The following is a 19,172-nucleotide window of genomic DNA, read 5'->3' as shown; positions in this document are numbered from 1 at the left end:
CGGCTTACCTGGCGCTGAAGTCCAGTGCGGCCGTGAGGTCGCCCATCGGCTTGTTGCCGTTCTTGAGCAGCGCGGCGTCACGTTCCACGAGCCCCGGCAGCGGGGCCAGCGACCAGCGGTGCGTGATGAAGCGCAGCGTCGAGGCGGTGTCGTACTGGGTCTTGTCCACGAAGCCCTTCTTCGCATACGGCGAGATGATGATCGCCGGGATGCGGGTGCCGGGACCCCAGCGGTCGCCCTTCGGCACCGTCGCGTGGTCATAGAAGCCGCCGTTCTCGTCGTAGGTCACGACGATCAGCATGTTCTTCCACTGCGGGCTGGCCTGCAGCTTGGCGATCACGTCGGCGATGTGCGCATCGCCGTCGTTCACGTTGGCGTAGCCGGGGTGCTGGTTCAGGTTGCCCTGGGGCTTGTAGAAGCTCACCGCGGGCAGGGTGCCCGCCGCGGCGTCCTTGAGGAAATCGGCGTCGAAATCCTTCAGGTGTGCCGCGCGCGCCTCGGGATGCGCGACCGGGTCGAACTCCGCGTAGTAGTTGAACGGATGATGGTGGGCCTGGAAGTTCGGCACCTTGTTGTTGTAGACGACGCTGCGGTCGCTGCTGGCGGTGTTCCACGCGCCCGCGTACCAGGCCCAGCTCAGGCCCTTGGCATCGAGCCGGTCGCCGATCGTGTCGGCCGTCTGCGCCGGCAGCGTGGTGGCCTTGGCCGGGTCGGCGAACTTGGCCGTCGTGTCGCTGGCTGCCGGCGCGTTGCCGCTCGGCTGGTAGGGCGGCTGCATCGTGTTCACCGCGTGGAACACGCCCTGCGCGTCCTTGGGCGTGAGCGTGCTGTCGGTCTTGTAGACCGGTGCGCCGCTCAGCACCGAGGCCGGTGAGGTCGGCGCCGGCGTGAGGCGCACGAAGTTGCCGTCGGCATCGGTGTCGATGGCCGAGATCGAGGCCTTCGCGGGCGAGGTGTCGGCGTCCGCGTTCGGATAGGTCGGCGCACAGGCGCACACCAGGTACTGGTGGTTGAGGAACGAGCCGCCGAACGCGCCCATGAAGAAGTTGTCGGCCAGCGTGTACTGCTGGGCGATCTTCCACATCGTCATCTGGCTGCCGTCGTAGTAGCCCATGCTCAGGCCGCCGGCATCGGAGTAGGCCGCGAACTTGTCGTTCTTGCCGCCGTTGATCTGCATCTGGTTGTTGTAGAAGCGGTGCACCAGATCGCGCGTGATGACCGACTGGCCGATGACCGTGCCGGTGTTGTAGAAGCCCGCCGGATCGTCGATGCGGAACATCTTGTTGGGCATGCCCGTGGCCTGCGCCTGCGTCACGGTGACCGTCTGGCCGGCGGCCGTCACGCCCGACCACACTGGCGGCAGCACCGGCAGTGTGGAGCCGTCGAAGTCCTTCTGCGGCTCGGGGTTCGTGGTGCTCGACGACGGGTTCACGCCCGGGATGCCGTTGGCGCCGGGGTACAGGCCGTAGAGGTTGTCGAAGCCGCGGTTCTCGGCGTAGATGACGACCACGTTCTGGATCTTCTCGAGCACGAAGCGGTTGCGCAGCGCATCGATCACGCTGCCGCCGTCGCGTGCTTCGGCGACGGCCTCGGCGATGCGCTCGATGGCCTCGTCGATCTCGGTCTGCAGCGCGGTCTTGATGGCGGCATCGTCGATCTTGTTGTGATCGGCGAGCAGTTGCGCCTCGGTCACGCCCAGGCGCCTGGCCAGGGCGGCGCGCGCGGCGGCGAGGTCGCCGCCGTTGTCGTCCATCAGTGCGGCGAGCTCGGTCGTGATCGCACTGACCACGCCGTTCGCACCGGCCGGTGCGCGGAACACCAGCGGCTGCGTGACTGGGGTTTCGGTCTTGGAGTCCGGGTCGTAGCGCCTGGCGGAGGTGCCGATCTCGGCCACCACGGGACCCTGGCCGTTCAGTTTGAAGGCGCCGTTGTCGTCGGTGGTGCTGCTGACTTCGCCGCTGTCGCAGCGGCCGTTGTTGTTGGCGTCGATGCAGACCTTGGCATTGCGGTAGTAGCTGCCGGTCACCACGCCGGAGGTGGTGGGCGTGCTGCTGCTGGCCACCGAAAGCGATGAGCCCGAGCTGCCGCCGCCACAGGCGGCGACGATCGCCGTGGTGGCGATGGTGGCGATGGCGGCAGGCCACGGCCAGAGCCGGGCCAGCGGATGCAGCGCGTGGGGCGCGCGCGAGGAAGTCGAGGAGGTCATCGCAGGTGGAGTTGTTGGATGTTGATGAACGGGCCGGGAGGCCGGCGGCGCGATGTTCCCGTCTCTGCGTGACAGGGGCATTTCAGGTCACGTCACCGTTCTGTCATGCGCCGCGCCTAGCATCTGCGCCCTGATCGCCTTCGATGCCCCGCTTTCATCCGTCCTGGTTCTGCCGGCTCGCCTTCATGCTGCTGGCGGTGTTCGCGCTCGCGGCCTGCGAGCGGCCCGCGCCTGAAGCGGCAGCGCCGCGCCCGCCGGCCTATGTCGGCGCGACCTATGCGCCGGTCGCCGGCAGGCCGCAACCCAGTGCGGCGCAGCTGACGGCGCTGGGGCGGCGGATCTTCTTCGACCCCACGCTGTCCGCTTCGGGCACCCAGTCGTGCGCGAGCTGCCACGATCCGGGCCATGCCTACGGGCCGCCGAACGGACTCTCGGTGCAGCTGGGCGGCATCGACGGCGGCACGCAAGGGCCGCGCGCCGCGCCGTCGCTGCGCTACCTCGAAACGCTCACCGCCTTCTCCGAGCATCACCACGACAACGACGGCGACGACAGCATCGACGCCGGGCCGACGGGCGGCCGCATGTGGGACGGCCGCGCGGGCTCCGCGCACGAGCAGGCCGGCATGCCGCTCCTGTCGCCGGCCGAGATGGCGAACGCCTCGGAGGAGGACGTTGCGCGCAAGCTCGAACGTGCCGCGTACGCCGGCGAGATGCGCAGCGCCTTCGGCGACGACGTGTTCCGCGACCCCGCGGCCGCCTTCCGCGCGGCGGGCCTCGCGTTAGAGGTGTTCCAGCAGTCGCCCGCCGACTTCTATCCGTTCACGAGCAAGTACGACGCCATCCTGCGCGGCGAGCAGAAGTTCAGCCCCGCGGAGGAGCGCGGCTTGCGCCTCTTCCGCGCGGCGGACAAGGGCAACTGCGCCTCATGCCATATCGCCGACCGCACGCAGGACGGTGCGTTCCCGCTCTTCAGCGACTTCGGCATGATCGCCCTCGGCGTGCCGCGCCATCGCGGCCTGGCGGCGAATGCCGATCCGGCGTACCACGACCTCGGCCTGTGCGGCCCGATCCGCACCGACCTGAGGGATCGCCCCGAGTACTGCGGCCTGTTCCGCACTCCGAGCCTGCGCAACGTCGCGGTGCGCAAGGCCTTCTTCCACAACGGTGTGTTCCATTCGCTGGAGGAGGTGGTGCGCTTCTACGCACAGCGCGACACCGCGCCCGGGCGCTGGTACGGGCGCGACGCGAAGGGCAAGGTGCGGCCTTACGACGACCTGCCGGCGCGCTACCACGGGAACATCAACACCGATCCGCCCTTCGGCCAGGCGCGGGGCGGCAAGCCCGCGCTGACCGAGGCCGAGATCCGCGACGTGGTCGCCTTCCTGAAGACGCTGACGGATGCGGACCAGTCAACGGCGGTTCAAGGGCGGTCCAATGACAGCGCCAAGTAGCTTTCGTCGGTGTCCAGGCTGCAATCCAAGAGGCTCGGCGCCACGTCGCGCTCCAGGGTGTCGAACATCGTGTCGACGAAATCCATGAGGTGATCCGAGGCGGCGATGGCGTCGTCGACCTTGCCGTCCGCCACGGCGTCGATGACCGCGATGTGACCTTGCACCGTGCCTTGCAGGTCGGTGTGGCCCGGCGTGCGCATGTGGTAGATCCAGCCGATGCGCCGGAAGATCGTGTGCAGGGGACGCAGCGTGCCCTCGACGAAGGGCTCCTGTGCCGCCGCCAGGAACAGCTGGTCGATGTGCCGGTCGATCACGTTGAACTGTTCCACCGTCATGCTGGCGCCGTGCTCGACCAGCTGGCGCTTGATGTGCTGCATGCGGTTGCGCTGTGACGCGCCGGAGCGTTCGGTGGCCAGCCGGATCACGAAGCGCTCCATGTCGCGCCGCAGGCGCAGCAGCAGGCGGTCGCGAGTGAGGTCGATCGGCGTGATGCGCAGGCCGTGGCGCGGCGTGATCTGCACCAGGGTGTCGGCGGCCAGCCGGCTCACGGCCTGGTGCACGGGCGTGCGGCCGTAGCCGACCATGGCTTGCAACTCGTGCATGGCCAGGAAGCGGCCGGGCGCGAGCTGGCAAGTCACCAGCAGTTCCTCGATGCGCTCATAGGCCAACTGGGAAAGGTTCGCCTCGCTGCGGCGCGGCGCGGCCGGCGCGGCTGCGTCGACAGGGACGAGTTTCGGCCGGGGAGGCGAGGAGCGGCTTGCCATGGGATTCCTACGGATGCGTCACTGATATACCAACGAATATCGCTCGTATTGTCCATCTTTCATTTGGAGATTTGATGCAGGGAGAGCGACTCGACCGCTAGGGTATCCACTTATGAATATCGTGAAATATCACGATATTCTTTCGCCGTGGTTCAAGGTCGGCGTCGTGAAGAGGGCGCCCGGAGCCAACTCCTCCAACAACCAGAGACACCCTCGATGAAAGTCACCCGCCTGACCACCTACAGGCTCGCGCCGCGATGGATGTTCCTCAAGATCGATACCGACGAAGGCGTGTCCGGCTGGGGCGAGCCGGTCATCGAAGGGCGTGCACGCAGCGTGGAGGCTGCGGTGCACGAGCTGTCCGATTGCATCGTCGGGCAAGACCCGGCGCGCATCAACGACCTGTGGCAGACGATGTACCGCGGCGGCTTCTACCGCGGCGGGCCGATCCTCATGAGCGCCATCGCCGGCATCGACCAGGCCCTGTGGGACATCAAGGGCAAGGTGCTCGGCGTGCCGGTCTACCAACTGCTGGGCGGGCTGGTGCGCGACCGCATGAAGATGTACAGCTGGGTCGGCGGCGACCGTCCGGCGAACGTCGTCGCCGGCATCCGAAAGCTGCAGGAAGCCGGATTCGACACCTTCAAGCTCAACGGCTGCGAGAAGATGGGGCTCGTCGACAGCAGCAAGGCGGTGGACGCCGCCGTCAAGGTGGTTGCCGAGATCCGCGAGACCTTCGGCAACAGCATCGAGTTCGGGCTCGACTTCCACGGCCGCGTCGCGGCGCCGATGGCCGCGGTGCTCATCAAGGAACTGGAGCCGTTTCGCCCGCTCTTCATCGAGGAGCCGGTCCTGGCCGAACAGGCCGAGCAGTATCCGCGGCTTGCCGCGAAGACCTCCATCCCCCTCGCGGCGGGCGAGCGCATGTTCTCGCGTTTCGAGTTCAAGCGCGTGTTCGCCGCGGGCGGCATCTCCATCGCGCAGCCCGACTTGTCGCATGCGGGCGGCATCACCGAGTGCCACAAGATCGCCTCGATGGCGGAGGCACACGACATCGGCCTCGCGCCGCATTGTCCGCTCGGGCCCCTCGCGCTCGCATCCAGCCTGCATGTGGACTTCGTCTCGCGCAATGCCGTCCTGCAGGAGCAGAGCATGGGCATTCACTACAACGAGGGCGCCGAGCTCCTCGACTATGTGCTCAACAAGGAAGACTTCAGCTTCCATGACGGCCACATGCTGCCGCCGACCAAGCCGGGACTGGGTGTCGTGGTGAACGAAGAACTCGTCATCGAGCGCAGCAAGAGCGCGCCCGACTGGCGCAACCCGATCTGGCGCCACGAGGACGGCGCCATCGCCGAATGGTGAACACGGCCGAACGGAGACAAGGATCATGAGCATTCCCATCCAGGCCGGCATCCCGGCCGAAGACCTGCTCGGCGAAGGGCATACGCATCCTCCAGCGAGGAAGCAGCATGTCCTCGTGCAGTGGGTCGACAAGGGCCTGGAGGCCTTCGTCGGCATGGCGGTTCTCAGCGAGCTGATCATCCTTTTCGCGAACGTGCTCACTCGCAGCTTCTTCGACTTCACCATCCTCTGGGCCAACGAATTCGGCCACCTGGTGCTGGGCGTCGTTGCCTTCATCGGCGGTGCGCTCGCCTACAACCGCGACGAGCACATCGCGGTGCATGCGGTGATCGAGCGGCTGCCCAAGGCATGGCGTCCCGCGCTCGATTCCTTCATCGACTGGATGGTGGCCATCGGGTCGCTCTATATCGCCTACGTGTCGATCGAGGTCGTGCGCTCGCGCTCGGAAGAGCTCTCGACGGTGATGGAAATCTCGATGCGCTGGTTCGTGCTGCCGCTGACCGCCGGGCTGGTGCTGATGTCGTTCTTCGCGCTCTACCGCCTGACGCAACGCGCCAAGGCGTCGGTGCTCGCCGCGGGCATCGTGTTCGTCGTCGGGCTCGGTGCGCTGATCGGCATGAACGCCGTCTGGGGGCCGTTCGAGGAATCCTCCTTCGTCACCTGGCTCACGATCGCCTTCTTTGCGGTCTTCATGGCGCTCGGGCTGCCGGTGGGTTTCGTGCTGGCGACGGTCGCGACGATGTTCACCTTCTTCTCGGGTGGCGAATCGATGATCGCGATCCCCTCGACGATGCAGGCGGGCGTCTCGAACTTCGTGCTGCTGGCCATCCCGTTCTTCATGATGGCGGGCTACGTGATGACCGAGGGCGGGCTGAGCAGCCGCCTGTCGGACTTCGTCGTCTCGGTGGTCGGCCGGGTCCGTGGAGGACTGTTCCAGGTCATCGTGGTCAGCATGTACATCTTCTCCGGCATCTCCGGCTCGAAGGCCGCCGACGTGGCCGCGGTGGGCACCTCGCTCAAGAAGATGATCCGCGACAACGGCTACGACGAGCCCGAGTTCGCGGCCATCCTGTCGGCGGGCGCGGTGATGGGCGAGACCATCCCGCCCAGCCTGCCGATGCTGGTGCTCGGCTCGATCACCACCATCTCGATGGGCGCGCTGTTCATGGCCGGGCTGCTGCCGGCGCTGGTGCTGGCCTCGTGCCTGATGGCTGCGATCTACCTGAAGGCGCGCATCGGCAACAAGTACCCCGGCATCAAGACGCCGATGGCGGTCGTGCGCAGGAACACCCTGTTGGCCGCCCCGGCCCTGCTGGTGCCGGTGCTGCTGGTAGTGGGGATCGTGACCGGCCTGGCGACGCCCACCGAGATCTCGTCGGTGGCGGTGGTCTACGGGCTGGTGCTGTCGGTGGTGCTGTACCGCGAGCTGACGGTGCGCAAGTTCTGGCGCACGGTATCCGATACGGCGGTCAAGGGCGGGATGATCCTGTTCATCACCAGCACCGCGAGCTCCTTCGCCTACACGCTGACGGCCGCGGGCATCCCGACCGAGATCGCGGACCTCATGATCAAGGTGGCCGGGCACACGGGCTGGCTCTTCATGCTGGCCAGCCTGCTGATCCTGATCGTGATGGGCGCGCTGCTCGAGGGGCTGCCGGCGCTGCTCGTCTTCGCGCCGATCCTGATGCCGCTGGCGCCCAAGTTCGGCGTCTCGCCGGTGCAGTACGGGATCGTGCTGCTGATCGCCATGGGCATCGGCTGCTTCGCGCCGCTGATCGGCGTGGGCATGTACATCTCCTGCTCGGTCACGGGCACCAAGGTCGAGGCGGCCTCGCGCGCCATGGTGCCGTACGCGATCCTGCTGTTCATCGGGCTGCTGCTGGTCGCGTTCGTGCCCTGGTTCAGTCTTGTCCTGCCGCGTCTTTTCGGCATGGCCTGAGAACGGCCATTCCATACCTCACCCCACCCGTCAGAACTCTCCCATCCACAAGGATCTCCCATGAAAAAGCTGACCTCCGCACTCGTCTCGGTGGCCGTTGCCGCGCTCTTTTCCGGCAGCGCCGTCGCCGCCGACCAGAAATTCACCTTCAAGCTCAGCCACCAGATGGCGCCGGACCACACGCTCCAACTGGTCGCGCTCAAGTTCGCCGAACTGGTGAAGGAGAAGACGGGCGGCAACGTGACGGTGAAGGTGTTTCCCTCCGGCGCGCTCGGCGCCGAGAAGGACAACGCGGCCGGCCTGAAGTCGGGCCTGCTCGACATCGGCATCGTGGCCGTCGAGCAATACCCGTCCTTCGTGCCCGAGTCGGCCGTGCTGGTGCTGCCCTACCTCTACACCGACTACGAGCATGTCGATCGCGTGCTCAACAGCGACGTCGCCAAGGACGTGGCCACCATGATCCGCGAGAAGACCAACATCCGCGTGCTGACCTTCCTGCCGCTCGCCTTCCGCCAGATGTTCACCGTGGACAAGGAGGTCAAGACGGCCGCCGACCTCAAGGGCTTGAAGATGCGGGTGCCGGAGTCGCCGATCTACGTCGCCGCGTTCAAGCAGTTCGGCGCGGTGCCGACGCCGCTCGCATGGGGTGAGGTCTACGCGGCCTTGCAGACCGGCGTGGCCAAGGGCGTGGAGAACACGCCCGAGGCGATCCAGACCGCCTCGCTGCAAGAGGTCACCAAGTACATGAACGTGACCAACCACCTCGAGGGTCCGACCACGCTGTCGATGTCCGACCAGGCCTTCAGGAAGCTGCCGCCCGAGTACCAGAACGCGCTGGTGGCCGCCGCGGCCGAAGCAGAGAAATACGACCTGCAGCTCACCATCGCACGCGACAAGGAGGCACGCGAGAAGCTCAAGACCAAGCTGACCGTGGTGCAGCCCGACATCGCTTCGTTCAAGAACGCGATCAAGTACGACCAGATCGACCTGGTGAGCAGCGACAAGGGCAAGGAGCTGGTCAAGCGCGTCCTGGCCATCAAGTGAAGAACAGGAAGAACAAGGACATGGAAGCCCTCGTCATCCACGCTCCCGGCGACCTGCGCGTCGAGACCTATCCCACGGCCGAAGTCGGCGCCGGGCAGTTGCGCGTGCGCGTGCGCTGCGGCGGCATCTGCGGCTCGGACCTGCACTACTACCAGCACGGCGGCTTCGGCACCGTCCGGATCAACGAGCCGATGGTGCTGGGCCACGAGGTGGCCGGCGTGATCGACGAGGTCGGGCCCGGCGTCACGGCGTACAAGGCCGGTGACCGCGTGGCCATCAGCCCGAGCCGCCCCTGCGGCCTGTGCCGCTTCTGCCAGGAAGGCCTGCAGAACCACTGCCTGGAGATGCGCTACTACGGCAGCGCGATGCGCAACCCGCATGTGCAGGGCGCGTTCCGCCAGGAGATCGTGATCGAGGAATACCAGGCGCATCGCCTCGCGGATTCGCTCAGCGACGCCGAGGGTGCGATGGCCGAGCCCTTCTCGGTGGCGCTGCATGGCGTGCGAAGGGCAGGGGACCTGCTGGGCAAGAAGGTGCTGGTGACCGGCTGCGGGCCGATCGGCGCGCTGGCCGTCATCGCGGCGCGCCGCGCGGGCGCCGCGCACATCGTTGCCACCGACATCGGCGCGCATCCCCTGGGCAAGGCGCTCAAGGTGGGCGCGGACGAGGTCGTCAACGTGGCGGAGGACCCCAAGGGCCTCGCGCGCTTCGCCGTCGACAAGGGCCAGTTCGACGTGCTGTTCGAAGCCAGCGGCAATGCGGCTGCCTTGCGCAGCGCCTTCGATGTGCTGCGCCCGCGCGGCATCATCGTGCAGCTGGGCCTCGGCGGCGGCGAGATGACGCTGCCGATCAACACCATCGTCGCCAAGGAGTTCGATCTGCGCGGCGTGTTCCGCTTCCACCAGGAATTCGCGGTCGCGGTCGAACTGCTCAACAAGGGGCTGGTGGACGTCAAGCCATTGATCTCGGCCACGCTTTCCTACCGCGACTCGGCCCGCGCCTTCGCGCTGGCGGCGGATCGCTCGCAGGCCATGAAGGTCCTGCTGAACTTCGACTGAAAGCGCGACGACATGGCCACCCTCATCACCGACGTCAAGGTCATCCTTACCGCACCCGAGGGCATCAACCTCGTGGTCGTCAAGGTGGAGACCAACCAGCCGGGCCTGCATGGCCTCGGCTGCGCCACCTTTTCCTACCGCCATCTGGTCGTGCAATGCCTCGTCGAGGAATACCTCAAGCCCCTCCTGGTCGGCCGCGATGTCGGCGTCATCGAGGAGCTGTGGCAGCTGATGCACCAGAACGCCTACTGGCGCCACGGCCCGATCGAGAACAGCGCGATCTCCGGCGTCGACATGGCGCTGTGGGACATCAAGGGCAAGATGGCCGGCATGCCGCTCTACCAGCTCTTTGGCGGCAAGGTGCGCGAAGGCGTGCCGGTGTACCGCCATGCCGACGGACGCGACCTGGCGGAGCTCTGCGACAACATCCAGAAGTACCAGGCCCAGGGCATCACGCACATCCGCTGCCAGAACGGCGGCTACGGCGGCGGTGGCTTCGGCCCGGCGCCGAAGACGGCACCGCGGGGCGCGCCCGACGGCATCTACCTCGACAGCCGCGCCTACATGCGCAACACGCTCGAGCTCTTCGAAGGCATCCGCGCCAAGGTGGGCTTCGGCATCCAGCTGTGCCACGACGTGCACGAGCGGCTGAGTCCGGTCGATGCGATCCGCTTTGCCTGCGAGATGGAGAAGTTCGATCTGTTCTTTCTCGAGGACGCGATTCCGCTGGAGGAGGGCAAGTGGCTGCGCCAGCTGCGCGAGAAAACGCGCATCCCGCTGGCGCAGGGCGAGCTCTTCACCAACCCCTACGAGTGGAAGACGCTCATTGCCGAGCAGCTCATCGACTTCATCCGTGTCCACCTGAGCCAGATCGGCGGCGTCACGCCGGGGCGCAAGCTGCAACTGTTCGCGGAGCAGTACGGGGTGCGCACCGCGTGGCACGGGCCAGGCGACATGTCGCCGCTGGGCCATGCGGCCAACATCCACGTCGACCTCGCCGCACGCAATTTCGGCGTGCAGGAATGGTCCGGCATCGAGCCGCCGAATTTCGTGATCCAGGAACTCAAGGGGCCGCACGGCGCGCTGCTCGACGTGTTCCCGGGGCTGCCCGAGTTCCGCGCAGGCTACGTCTATGCCAACGACAGGCCCGGCCTCGGCGTCGACATCGACGAAGCCGAGGCGCGCAAGTACCCCTGCGAGAAGACCGTGACCACCTGGACGCAGACGCGCCTCGCGGACGGATCGCTGCAAACCCCCTGAACGGAACGACGACATGTCCACATCGCTCTTCAGCCTCGCGGGCAAGACCGCGCTGGTCACCGGCTCCTCGCGCGGGCTCGGCTTTTCCATCGCAGAGGGCTTGGCCGCCGCCGGCGCGCGGCTGCTGCTCAACGGCGTCGATGAAACGCGCCTGCAGGCCGCGGCCACCAAGCTGCGCGAGCGCGGCTATCAGGCCGACGCCTTTGCCTTCGACGTCTGCGACGAGGCGGCAGTCGTGTCTGCCTTCGAAAGCTTCGATGCTGAGGGCATCGAGGTCGACATCCTGGTCAACAACGCGGGGATCCAGTTCCGCAAGCCGATGATCGAACTCGCCACCGAGGACTGGCGCCGCGTGATCGAGACCAACCTGACGAGCGCCTTCGTGGTCGGCCGCGAAGCCGCCAAGCGCATGATCCCGCGCAAGCGCGGCAAGGTCATCAACATCGGATCGCTCACGAGCGAACTGGCGCGCGCGACGGTTGCGCCCTATACCGTGGCCAAGGGCGGCATCCGCATGCTGACGCGCGCGATGACGGCCGAATGGGCCGTGCACAACATCCAGGCCAACGCCATCGGCCCCGGCTACATGCTGACCGACATGAACCAGGCGTTGATCGACAACCCCGCTTTCGATGCGTGGGTCAAGGGCCGCACGCCGGCCGGGCGCTGGGGCAAGCCCGACGAACTCGTCGGCACGGCCATCTTCCTCGCATCCGATGCATCCAACTACGTGAGCGGCCAGATCATCTATGTCGATGGCGGCATGGCCTCGGTGCTCTGACATCCCCACTCAGGAGACATGACATGAAGAACCTTCGGACGCTTTGCATGGCCGCTGCATCGATGGCGGCGCAACTCCTGACGCCCGTCGCATCCCATGCGGCCGACTATCCGACGCGCCCGATCGAAATCATCGTGCCGTCCTCCGCTGGCGGCGGAACCGACATGATGGCGCGCGTGTTCGCCGAGAGCGCCAAGAAATACGTTCCGCAGCCCTTCATCGTGACCAACAAGGCAGGTGCCGGCGGCGGCATCGGCATGACGGAGGCGCAGCGTGCGACGCCCGACGGCTACAAGATCGGGGTGCTGATCTCCGAGCTTGCGATCATTCCCCACCTGAACATGACCAAGGTGACGACGGCCGACTTCATCCCGATCGCGCGGCTCAACGGCGACCCGGGCCTGATCGCGGTACGCGCCGACTCGCCCTACCAGAGCATCGACGACCTGCTGGCCGCGGCGCGCAAGCAGGAGGGCGGCGTGTCGATGGGCAATGCCGGTAGCGGCACGATCTGGCACCTGGCCGCTGCGGCGGTCGAGCAGAAGACGGGCGTCAAGTTCAATCACGTCCCGTTCCAGGGCGCGGCACCGAGCGTGCTGGCGCTTGTCGGCGGCCATGTGGATGCGATCACGGTCAGCCCGGCCGAGATCGGCCCCCACGTTGCCGGCGGCAAGGTGCGTGTGCTGGTCGCCATGGCCGACAAGCGCCTGCCGCCGCCCTACGACAAGGTCGTCACGTTCAGGGAAAAGGGTGTCGACCTCGTGCTCGGCACCTGGCGCGGCCTGGGTGTGCCGCTCAACACGCCGCCGGAGATCGTGAAGTACCTGCGCGACGCCACGCGCAAGACCGCGCAGGACCCGGCCTTCAGCGATGGCCTGGTGAAGGCCAACCTGCAGCCGGCCTACATGGAGGGCGACCAGTTCCAGGCCTTCATGAACAGCCAGGCAGCGTACTTCAAGACGCTGCTGGAGAGCGTCGATCTCAAGAAGTAGCCTCCGACCGCACGTCAGTAAGTCCGTGCTATCGCACTCGGCTCCCTGATTTGCCCCTCGTCCGGCGGTTGCGAATCGCGGGCTTCAGGGGCACGATATCGCGGCACTGCCGGAAGGGTCGACATCCCTGTCGTCGTCTGCGGCTCAGTGCGAAACCGCACGACGACGCCGATGTTCTTCCTCTGGCCTGACGTCCTCTGGGTGCTTGTGGTGCTTGCGCTGCTGCCGGCGGCCTACGTCTGGTTGCTGGGGCGCCGCAGCAGGGCGGCGCTGCAATACAGCAGCCTGAGCGTCGTCCGTGGCGCGGCGGGGCAGGCGTGGCGGCGGCATCTGCCACCGGCGCTGTTCCTGCTGGCGCTTGCGGGCTTGGTCTTCGCGGCGGCGCGTCCGGTTGCGCGCGTGCCGCTGCCGTGGATGCGGTCATCGATCATCCTGGCCATCGATGTGTCGCTCAGCATGCGCGTCAGCGACGTCAAGCCCACCCGCCTCGCGGCGGCGCAGGAGGCCGCGAAGTCGTTCCTGCGCGAGTTGCCGAAGAACATCGAAGTCGGCCTCGTGACCTTCGCCGGCAGCAGCCAGGTCGCGCAGCGCATGACGCTCGACCGCGAGGTGCTCATCGCGAGCATCGACGGTTTCCAGATGCAGATGGGCACCGCGATCGGAAACGCGATCGTGCTGTGCCTGGCCGAGTTGTTCCCGGAGCAGGGCATCGAGCTCGACGACCTCGACACGCCGAGCACGCGCTACGGACGCAGCCTGGACAAGAAGGAGAAGAAGGCGGTCAAGGAATTCACACCGGTGCCCCCGGGCTCGTACGGCTCCGCCGCGATCATCCTGCTGAGCGACGGCCGCCGCACCACCGGCGTCGATACGCTGGAAGCCGCGAAGATGGCCGCCGATCGCGGCGTGCGGATCTACGTGGTGGGGCTGGGGACGGCCGACGGCGACGTCGCCACGCCCGACGGCCTGGCGATCTACATGCAGCTCGACGAGACCACGTTGCGCGAAGTGGCGCGCATGACCGGCGGCGAATACCAGCACGCGGGCACCGCGGAGACGCTGCGCACCGTCTACCAGAACCTCGGCACGCGCGTGCAGGTGCTGACGCGCGAGACCGAGCTGTCCGGCGTGGTGACGCTGATCTCGGCCGTGCTGGCGATCGCGGCGGGCATGCTGTCGTTCATGTGGTTCGGGCGCGCCGGGTGAAGGCCGCTTAGGGCAGGGCGCGTTCCCCGTCAAACGCCGGTGAAGGCGCGACGCGCCAGCAGCGCGGCGAGCACGGTCATGGTCAGGCCCACGAGCCCGTCGAGCATCTGCCAGGCCCTCGGCCGCGCGAACCAGGGCGCCAGCCAGCGGGCGCCCCAGCCGAGCAGTCCGAACCAGCACAGGCTCGCCATGCTGGCGCCGGCCACGAACCAGGCGCGCAGCGCCACCGGCTGCTGGGCGCCGATGCTGCCCACCAGCAGCACGGTGTCGAGGTACACATGCGGGTTGAGCAGCGTGAAGGCGGCCGCTTGGGCGAGGACGGCGCCGCGTCCGAGGCCCGTCGGCCCCTCGGCGGCCCGCAGGCTGTGCGAGCGGCGCGCGCGCCGCAGCGCCTGCACGCCGTAGGCCGCGAGAAAGAGCGCGCCGGCCAGCGCGAGCGCGCGCGCCAGGCCGGGGCGGTCGCCGAGCGCCCGGGCCATGCCGAGCACACCCGCCGCGATCAGCACGCCATCCGCCAGCGCGCAGAACGACACGACGCTGCCCACGTGCTCGCGGCGAAGGCCCTGGCGCAGCACGAAGGCGTTCTGCGCGCCGATCGCGACGATGAGCCCGAGCGAGAGGGCGAGCCCCTGAATGAAGGCGGGGACGGCGAGGGAAGCATGGGCCAGCAGGGTCGACATGCGCCGAGCTTGCCTGCGCGATACGGTGAAGACAAACTATCTTTGCTAATCTGGCTTTAGGGAAACTAATTCGAATGCTCGACTATTCGGCGCTCTCCGCCCTGGCTGCCGTGATCCGCGAAGGCAGCTTCGAGCGTGCGGCACGCACGCTGCACGTCACGCCATCGGCGATCTCGCAACGCATCCGCCTGCTCGAGGAGCGTGTCGGCTGCGCGCTGGTCGTGCGCGGGCAGCCTTGCACGGCAACCGAGGCCGGGCGGCGCCTGTGCCGGCACGTGGACCGGGTCCGGCTGCTCGAACAGGAACTGGAGGGCGCGCTGCCGGCGCTCGCGCCCGAGGGCATCGCGCGGGTGCCGCTGCCCGTCGCGGTGAATGCCGACAGCCTCGCGACCTGGTTCGCACCGGCGGTGGCGGCGTTCGCGGCCGAGGCGCCGGTGCTGATGGAGATCGCGGTGGACGACCAGGACCACACCGCCGAGTGGCTGCGCAGCGGCGCGGTGCTCGCCGCCGTGACCGGCACCGCCCGACCGGCCGCGGGCTGCAGCAGCCGGCCGCTCGGCGTCATGCGCTATGTGGCGGCTGCCAGCCCGGCCTTCGTGGATCGCCATTTCGCGCGGGGTGTCGGGGCCCGCAGCCTGGCGCTCGCGCCGAGCCTGGTGTTCAACCGCAAGGACGAGCTGCAGGCCCGCTGGGCGCGGCGACTTTGCCATCGGCATGTCGAGCTGCCGCGGCACACGCTGCCGTCTTCCCACGCCTTCATCGCCGCGTCGCTGGCCGGCATGGGCTGGGGCCTGCATCCGCAGGCGCTGATCGCGCCCCAGCTTCGGGACGGCGCGCTCGTCGAGCTGGTGCAGGGCACGCCGCTGGACGTGCCCCTGCACTGGCAGCAGGCGCGCGCGGCGTCGGGCCTGCTCGACGGGCTGACCCGCCGGCTCGTGGCCGCCGCCCGGAAGGCGCTGCTGCCCGCCTGACGGGATGCCGGCCTATTACGGCAGTCTCGTGTCCAGCGCGAACTTGCCCTTGCTGAGGTGGCGCTTCATGAACTCGACGCAAACGCGGACCTTGGCCGAGTCCCGCGACCGGCTGCTGGTCATGGCCCACACGTCCGCAGGTTCGCGATAGTCCGGCAGCACCCGCACCAGCGTGCCGTCCTTCAGGTGCGCGGCAATGTCCCAGACCGACAGCAGCAGGATGCCGTTGCCGTCGATGCCCCAGTTGAGCACGACGTCGCTGTGGTTCGATCCGAAACGGCCGGTCACCTTCACGGTGTCCATGCCGCCCGGGCCTTGCAGGCGCCACACGCCGAAAGCCTGTTCGCGATCGCGGAAGACAAGGCACTCGTGCTGCGCCAGTTCCGCCAATGACCGGGGTTGACCGCAGCGCTCGATGTAGCTCGGCGCCGCGCAGAGGATGCGGCTGCCCAGGGCGATGCGGTGCGCGATCAGTTGCGGCTGAGTGGGCTCTCCGATGCGGATGTCGATGTCGTATCCCTCTTCGACCAGGTCGACGCGGCGGTCCAGCAGCTCGAGCCAGATGTCGAGCTTGGGGTAGCGCCGCTGCAGCAGCGACAGCACATGCGATACGTGATTGCGGCCGAGGCGCAAGCTGGTGCTGATCCGCAGTTGTCCGCTCGGCTCGCCCTTGGCGCTGCTGGCCAATTCCGACATGCTGCCGACGTCTTCCAGGACCTTGCGGGCCGCCGCATAGATGAGCTCGCCGTCTTCGCTGATGCGTACGCGCCGCGTGGTGCGGTGGAACAGGCGCACGCCGAGTTGCTTTTCAAGGACGCCGATGCGCTTGCTCACGAACGCCTGGGAGACGCCGAGTTCGGTCGCCGTTGCCACGAAGCTCGCGCGCTGCGCCACGGTGCAGAACACATGCAGGTCGTCGAGGTTCGGAAGATTGTGCACGTTGCGTGATTTATGAAACCATGATTGGTTTGATTATAAAAATCGGTGGAATAAGTAATCTTGCGCCATGCCTACACACATCCCAAGAGTCCGCATCGCCGTGGCCGGCGCCGGGTACATCGGCCAGGCGCACATGGGCGTCGCACTGCGCAGCGCAAGCTGCGCGCTCTCCGCCATCGTCGATCCGGCGCCGGCCGCCCAAGCCATCGCCAGTCGGGCGGGGGTGCCGCTCTACAGGTCGCTCGACGAACTCTTCGAAAGGGACCGCCCGGACGGCGTGATCCTCGCGACACCGAATCAATTGCATGTCGAACACGCGATGTGCTGCATTGCCGCAGGCATGCCGGCGTTGCTGGAAAAGCCGATCGCGCCCACCGTCAAGGAAGCGAAGGCGCTGGTTCGCGCCGTGGACGAGGCCCGGGCCAAGGTGCTGATCGGCCACCACCGCGCGCACAGTCCGATCATGGCGCGCGCCAGGCAGGTGATCGACGAAGGCCGCCTCGGGGCGCTGGTCGCCGTCGTGGGGAGCGCGTTGTTCTTCAAGCCCGACCAGTACTTCGCCGATGCACCATGGCGTCGCGAGCCGGGCGGCGGCCCGATCCTGCTGAACATGATCCACGAGGTGCACAACCTGCGCATGCTGTGCGGCGACATCGTTGCCGTGCAGGCGTTCTCGTCGAATGCGACGCGCCGCTTTCCGGTGGAAGACACGGTTGCCGTCAACCTGCGCTTCGCCAGCGGCGCGCTCGCAACCTTCATGCTCTCCGACACCGCCGCAAGCGCACGCAGCTGGGAGCAGACCTCACAGGAGAACAAGGCCTATGCGGCCTATCCGGACGAGGACTGCTACCTCATTGCCGGCACCTTCGGCTCGCTGTCGATTCCGACGATGCGGCTGAAGACCTACGGCGAGGCGGGCGAGCGCTCCTGGTGGAAGCCCTTCGACGTCAGCGTGTTCGAGATCGAGCGCGACGATCCGCTGGCGCGCCAGATCGAGCATTTCGTCCAGGTCATCCGCGGGGAAGCCATGCCGCTCGTCAGTGCCCGTGACGGACTTCAGAACCTGCTCGTCACCGAAGCCATCGTGGAGGCCGCGCGCAGCGGCTCGATCGTCAGAACTGCGCTCGCCTGATGAGTTCGACGGCGGCCCGCAGATCGCCCGTGTAGAGCATCGCATCGCGCGCGCGGCGGGCCGTGTCGTATTGATTCAGCGTCGCGCGCAGGCGTGTCTCGTGCGGCAGGGCGTCCCACACGGGCCGAAGGCCGGCGTGCGGCGGCGCGGCGCCGTCGGCGAGCGCGCAGGCGAAGACGAGACTGGCGGGCTCCGAGAGCAGCACGGCCTTGGCCGCCGCGCCGAGCAGCGTGGGGCGCGATTCGGTCGGCGCCGAGCAGAGGTAGATCACCGGCTCGGGCAGCGAGCGGCCGGGCGGATCGAGTGCCCGCAGCGAGCTTCCGCGCAGCCGTACCGCGCCATCGACCGAGGCGAAGGTGAAGGCCGCGCCGGCGTCGGCCTGCGCGAGGCGGGCGAGCCCGCGCAGCAGCCGCGGCATGTCGGACGTGACGGCGGCGGGCGCGGCCTTGACCTCGGCCAGCAGGACCACATCGCCGGGCCCGTCATCGGCGCTTCGCACGATGGCCACATCCCACTCCTCCTTGGAGCGGTCGCCACCGCCCGACAGTTCGCGCGGCGTGAGCAGGGTGCGCAGCACGCGGTACGAGCCGCGTGCTGAGCCGCCTTCCAGGTCGTTCAGGAAGGCGGTCACCTGTCTCAGCGCCTCCGCCGCCGCGTGCTCGGCCTGTGCGCCCTCGCGCGCCGCGGCGCGGCCCTGGTCCAGTGCGACCTCGCTGCCCGCCGGAGGCACGCGGCGCGCACGCAGCGCGCGGTAGCGCCGGACCGGTTCCAGCGCGCTCATCGCTTGCGCCCGGATTCGCCTGCGCAACGCGGGATGCACGGCGAGATCGTGCAGGCCGCTCTCGAGCCGCGACTCGTCGTCGCCGAGCGTCGCCAGAAGGGATTCGGCCCCGGCGGCCAGCGCGCGCCATTCGCCGCCCGCGGCCAGCGCATGCAGGCTCGACAAGGCATCACGCCGCGCGCCTTCCGGCCTGTCGCGCAGCTTGCCCGGATGCGCGAAGGCATCGACTGCGGCGCGCACCGTGCGCGCGTCGGCCGCCGCCACGCTCTCGATCTGCACCCAGTCGCGAACCTGCGCGTCGCGCGACTGCAGCACCTGCGCCTGGAAGACCGGGTCGCCGCCGTCCGGCGTCATGGCGCGCCGGATCAGCGCGGCCAGCGCGGCGGTGAAGGCATCGCCGAGCGCTGCCGGCGCGGGGACGCCCCGCTCCTCGGCGACGCGCGCGGCTTCGATGGCGAATGCGAGCGTAGCCTCGCTCCCTGCGGCAACGGCCGCTTCGAGACTCTCCGGCAGCGGCGGCGCCCGGTAGCGCCGCGGCACCGCGCGCAGCAGATCACGCAGCGCGGCCTGCGGTCCAGCGTTCGATGCCGGGAACATTTGCAC

General features: G+C 68.1%; 16 protein-coding genes. 11 read left to right on the top strand and 5 right to left on the bottom strand.

Annotated features, from left to right (window positions below):
- Nucleotides 1-4: 4 nt before the first annotated feature.
- The gene (acpA, locus tag VAR608DRAFT_RS05295; protein ID WP_088953112.1) at nt 5-2,206 is read right to left on the bottom strand and encodes an acid phosphatase; all 2,202 of its coding nucleotides are present in this window, start codon (nt 2,204-2,206) and stop codon (nt 5-7) included.
- Between the two features lie 143 nt (nt 2,207-2,349).
- Here acpA and VAR608DRAFT_RS05290 point away from each other — a divergent pair, with 143 nt between their 5' ends.
- The gene (locus VAR608DRAFT_RS05290; protein ID WP_088953111.1) at nt 2,350-3,657 is read left to right on the top strand and encodes a cytochrome-c peroxidase; all 1,308 of its coding nucleotides are present in this window, start codon (nt 2,350-2,352) and stop codon (nt 3,655-3,657) included.
- Here the strand turns inward: VAR608DRAFT_RS05290 and VAR608DRAFT_RS05285 are convergent.
- Entirely contained in the window at nt 3,627-4,421 is a 795-nt protein-coding gene (locus VAR608DRAFT_RS05285) for a GntR family transcriptional regulator (RefSeq protein WP_088953110.1), read from the bottom strand. The genes VAR608DRAFT_RS05290 and VAR608DRAFT_RS05285 overlap by 31 nt on opposite strands.
- A gap of 216 nt (nt 4,422-4,637) precedes the next feature.
- Between VAR608DRAFT_RS05285 and dgoD the strand changes: the two genes are divergently transcribed.
- The 8 genes from dgoD to VAR608DRAFT_RS05245 all read left to right on the top strand — a co-directional run bounded on the left by dgoD (nt 4,638) and on the right by VAR608DRAFT_RS05245 (nt 14,066).
- Nucleotides 4,638-5,786 carry a galactonate dehydratase gene (dgoD, locus tag VAR608DRAFT_RS05280; RefSeq protein ID WP_088953109.1) on the top strand — a complete coding sequence of 383 codons (1,149 nt, stop codon included), beginning with the start codon at nt 4,638-4,640 and terminating at the stop codon, nt 5,784-5,786.
- Nucleotides 5,787-5,811: 25 nt separating this feature from the next.
- Nucleotides 5,812-7,725, top strand: coding sequence for a TRAP transporter large permease (locus tag VAR608DRAFT_RS05275; RefSeq protein ID WP_088953108.1), 1,914 nt, complete (start codon nt 5,812-5,814; stop codon nt 7,723-7,725).
- 60 nt (nt 7,726-7,785) lie between these two features.
- On the top strand, nt 7,786-8,769 hold the full coding sequence (locus VAR608DRAFT_RS05270) for a TRAP transporter substrate-binding protein (RefSeq protein ID WP_088953107.1): 984 nt from the start codon (nt 7,786-7,788) through the stop codon (nt 8,767-8,769).
- 20 nt (nt 8,770-8,789) lie between these two features.
- On the top strand, nt 8,790-9,827 hold the full coding sequence (locus VAR608DRAFT_RS05265; RefSeq protein WP_088958613.1) for an L-idonate 5-dehydrogenase: 1,038 nt from the start codon (nt 8,790-8,792) through the stop codon (nt 9,825-9,827).
- A gap of 12 nt (nt 9,828-9,839) precedes the next feature.
- The gene (locus VAR608DRAFT_RS05260; protein WP_088953106.1) at nt 9,840-11,087 is read left to right on the top strand and encodes an enolase C-terminal domain-like protein; all 1,248 of its coding nucleotides are present in this window, start codon (nt 9,840-9,842) and stop codon (nt 11,085-11,087) included.
- Between the two features lie 13 nt (nt 11,088-11,100).
- The gene (locus VAR608DRAFT_RS05255; RefSeq protein WP_088953105.1) at nt 11,101-11,868 is read left to right on the top strand and encodes an SDR family oxidoreductase; all 768 of its coding nucleotides are present in this window, start codon (nt 11,101-11,103) and stop codon (nt 11,866-11,868) included.
- Nucleotides 11,869-11,891: 23 nt separating this feature from the next.
- Nucleotides 11,892-12,860 carry a Bug family tripartite tricarboxylate transporter substrate binding protein gene (locus tag VAR608DRAFT_RS05250; RefSeq protein ID WP_088953104.1) on the top strand — a complete coding sequence of 323 codons (969 nt, stop codon included), beginning with the start codon at nt 11,892-11,894 and terminating at the stop codon, nt 12,858-12,860.
- Between the two features lie 171 nt (nt 12,861-13,031).
- Nucleotides 13,032-14,066, top strand: coding sequence for a VWA domain-containing protein (locus VAR608DRAFT_RS05245; RefSeq protein ID WP_088953103.1), 1,035 nt, complete (start codon nt 13,032-13,034; stop codon nt 14,064-14,066).
- Nucleotides 14,067-14,095: 29 nt separating this feature from the next.
- Here VAR608DRAFT_RS05245 and VAR608DRAFT_RS05240 read toward each other — a convergent pair whose 3' ends face one another.
- On the bottom strand, nt 14,096-14,746 hold the full coding sequence (locus VAR608DRAFT_RS05240; RefSeq protein WP_088953102.1) for a LysE/ArgO family amino acid transporter: 651 nt from the start codon (nt 14,744-14,746) through the stop codon (nt 14,096-14,098).
- A 74-nt stretch (nt 14,747-14,820) separates the two neighbouring features.
- On the opposite strand from VAR608DRAFT_RS05240, the gene VAR608DRAFT_RS05235 reads away from it, so the two are divergent.
- Nucleotides 14,821-15,717 (top strand): LysR family transcriptional regulator ArgP, encoded by an 897-nt coding sequence (locus VAR608DRAFT_RS05235; protein WP_088953101.1) that lies wholly within the window; start codon nt 14,821-14,823, stop codon nt 15,715-15,717.
- Nucleotides 15,718-15,732: 15 nt separating this feature from the next.
- On the opposite strand, the gene VAR608DRAFT_RS05230 is transcribed toward VAR608DRAFT_RS05235, so the two are convergent.
- Nucleotides 15,733-16,656 carry a LysR family transcriptional regulator gene (locus VAR608DRAFT_RS05230; protein WP_088953100.1) on the bottom strand — a complete coding sequence of 308 codons (924 nt, stop codon included), beginning with the start codon at nt 16,654-16,656 and terminating at the stop codon, nt 15,733-15,735.
- A 79-nt stretch (nt 16,657-16,735) separates the two neighbouring features.
- Between VAR608DRAFT_RS05230 and VAR608DRAFT_RS05225 the strand changes: the two genes are divergently transcribed.
- Nucleotides 16,736-17,788, top strand: coding sequence for a Gfo/Idh/MocA family protein (locus VAR608DRAFT_RS05225; protein ID WP_088958612.1), 1,053 nt, complete (start codon nt 16,736-16,738; stop codon nt 17,786-17,788).
- Here the strand turns inward: VAR608DRAFT_RS05225 and VAR608DRAFT_RS05220 are convergent.
- Entirely contained in the window at nt 17,769-19,166 is a 1,398-nt protein-coding gene (locus tag VAR608DRAFT_RS05220; RefSeq protein ID WP_088953099.1) for a hypothetical protein, read from the bottom strand. The two genes, VAR608DRAFT_RS05225 and VAR608DRAFT_RS05220, sit on opposite strands and share 20 nt — an antisense overlap.
- Between the last annotated feature and the right edge of the window lie 6 nt (nt 19,167-19,172).

This window comes from Variovorax sp. HW608 (assembly GCF_900090195.1).
Taxonomy (GTDB): domain Bacteria; phylum Pseudomonadota; class Gammaproteobacteria; order Burkholderiales; family Burkholderiaceae_C; genus Variovorax.
Note: the sequence above shows the minus strand (reverse complement) of the source record. Positions and strands in the feature narration are given on the sequence as shown.

Bases quoted from the DNA above. Each gene is read 5' to 3' on its own strand.
- acpA (WP_088953112.1), bottom strand. From the start codon at position 2,206: ATGACCTCCTCGACTTCCTCGCGCGCGCCCCACGCGCTGCATCCGCTG.
- VAR608DRAFT_RS05290 (WP_088953111.1), top strand. From the start codon at position 2,350: ATGCCCCGCTTTCATCCGTCCTGGTTCTGCCGGCTCGCCTTCATGCTG.
- VAR608DRAFT_RS05285 (WP_088953110.1), bottom strand. From the start codon at position 4,421: ATGGCAAGCCGCTCCTCGCCTCCCCGGCCGAAACTCGTCCCTGTCGAC.
- dgoD (WP_088953109.1), top strand. From the start codon at position 4,638: ATGAAAGTCACCCGCCTGACCACCTACAGGCTCGCGCCGCGATGGATG.
- VAR608DRAFT_RS05275 (WP_088953108.1), top strand. From the start codon at position 5,812: ATGAGCATTCCCATCCAGGCCGGCATCCCGGCCGAAGACCTGCTCGGC.
- VAR608DRAFT_RS05270 (WP_088953107.1), top strand. From the start codon at position 7,786: ATGAAAAAGCTGACCTCCGCACTCGTCTCGGTGGCCGTTGCCGCGCTC.
- VAR608DRAFT_RS05265 (WP_088958613.1), top strand. From the start codon at position 8,790: ATGGAAGCCCTCGTCATCCACGCTCCCGGCGACCTGCGCGTCGAGACC.
- VAR608DRAFT_RS05260 (WP_088953106.1), top strand. From the start codon at position 9,840: ATGGCCACCCTCATCACCGACGTCAAGGTCATCCTTACCGCACCCGAG.
- VAR608DRAFT_RS05255 (WP_088953105.1), top strand. From the start codon at position 11,101: ATGTCCACATCGCTCTTCAGCCTCGCGGGCAAGACCGCGCTGGTCACC.
- VAR608DRAFT_RS05250 (WP_088953104.1), top strand. From the start codon at position 11,892: ATGAAGAACCTTCGGACGCTTTGCATGGCCGCTGCATCGATGGCGGCG.
- VAR608DRAFT_RS05245 (WP_088953103.1), top strand. From the start codon at position 13,032: ATGTTCTTCCTCTGGCCTGACGTCCTCTGGGTGCTTGTGGTGCTTGCG.
- VAR608DRAFT_RS05240 (WP_088953102.1), bottom strand. From the start codon at position 14,746: ATGTCGACCCTGCTGGCCCATGCTTCCCTCGCCGTCCCCGCCTTCATT.
- VAR608DRAFT_RS05235 (WP_088953101.1), top strand. From the start codon at position 14,821: ATGCTCGACTATTCGGCGCTCTCCGCCCTGGCTGCCGTGATCCGCGAA.
- VAR608DRAFT_RS05220 (WP_088953099.1), bottom strand. From the start codon at position 19,166: ATGTTCCCGGCATCGAACGCTGGACCGCAGGCCGCGCTGCGTGATCTG.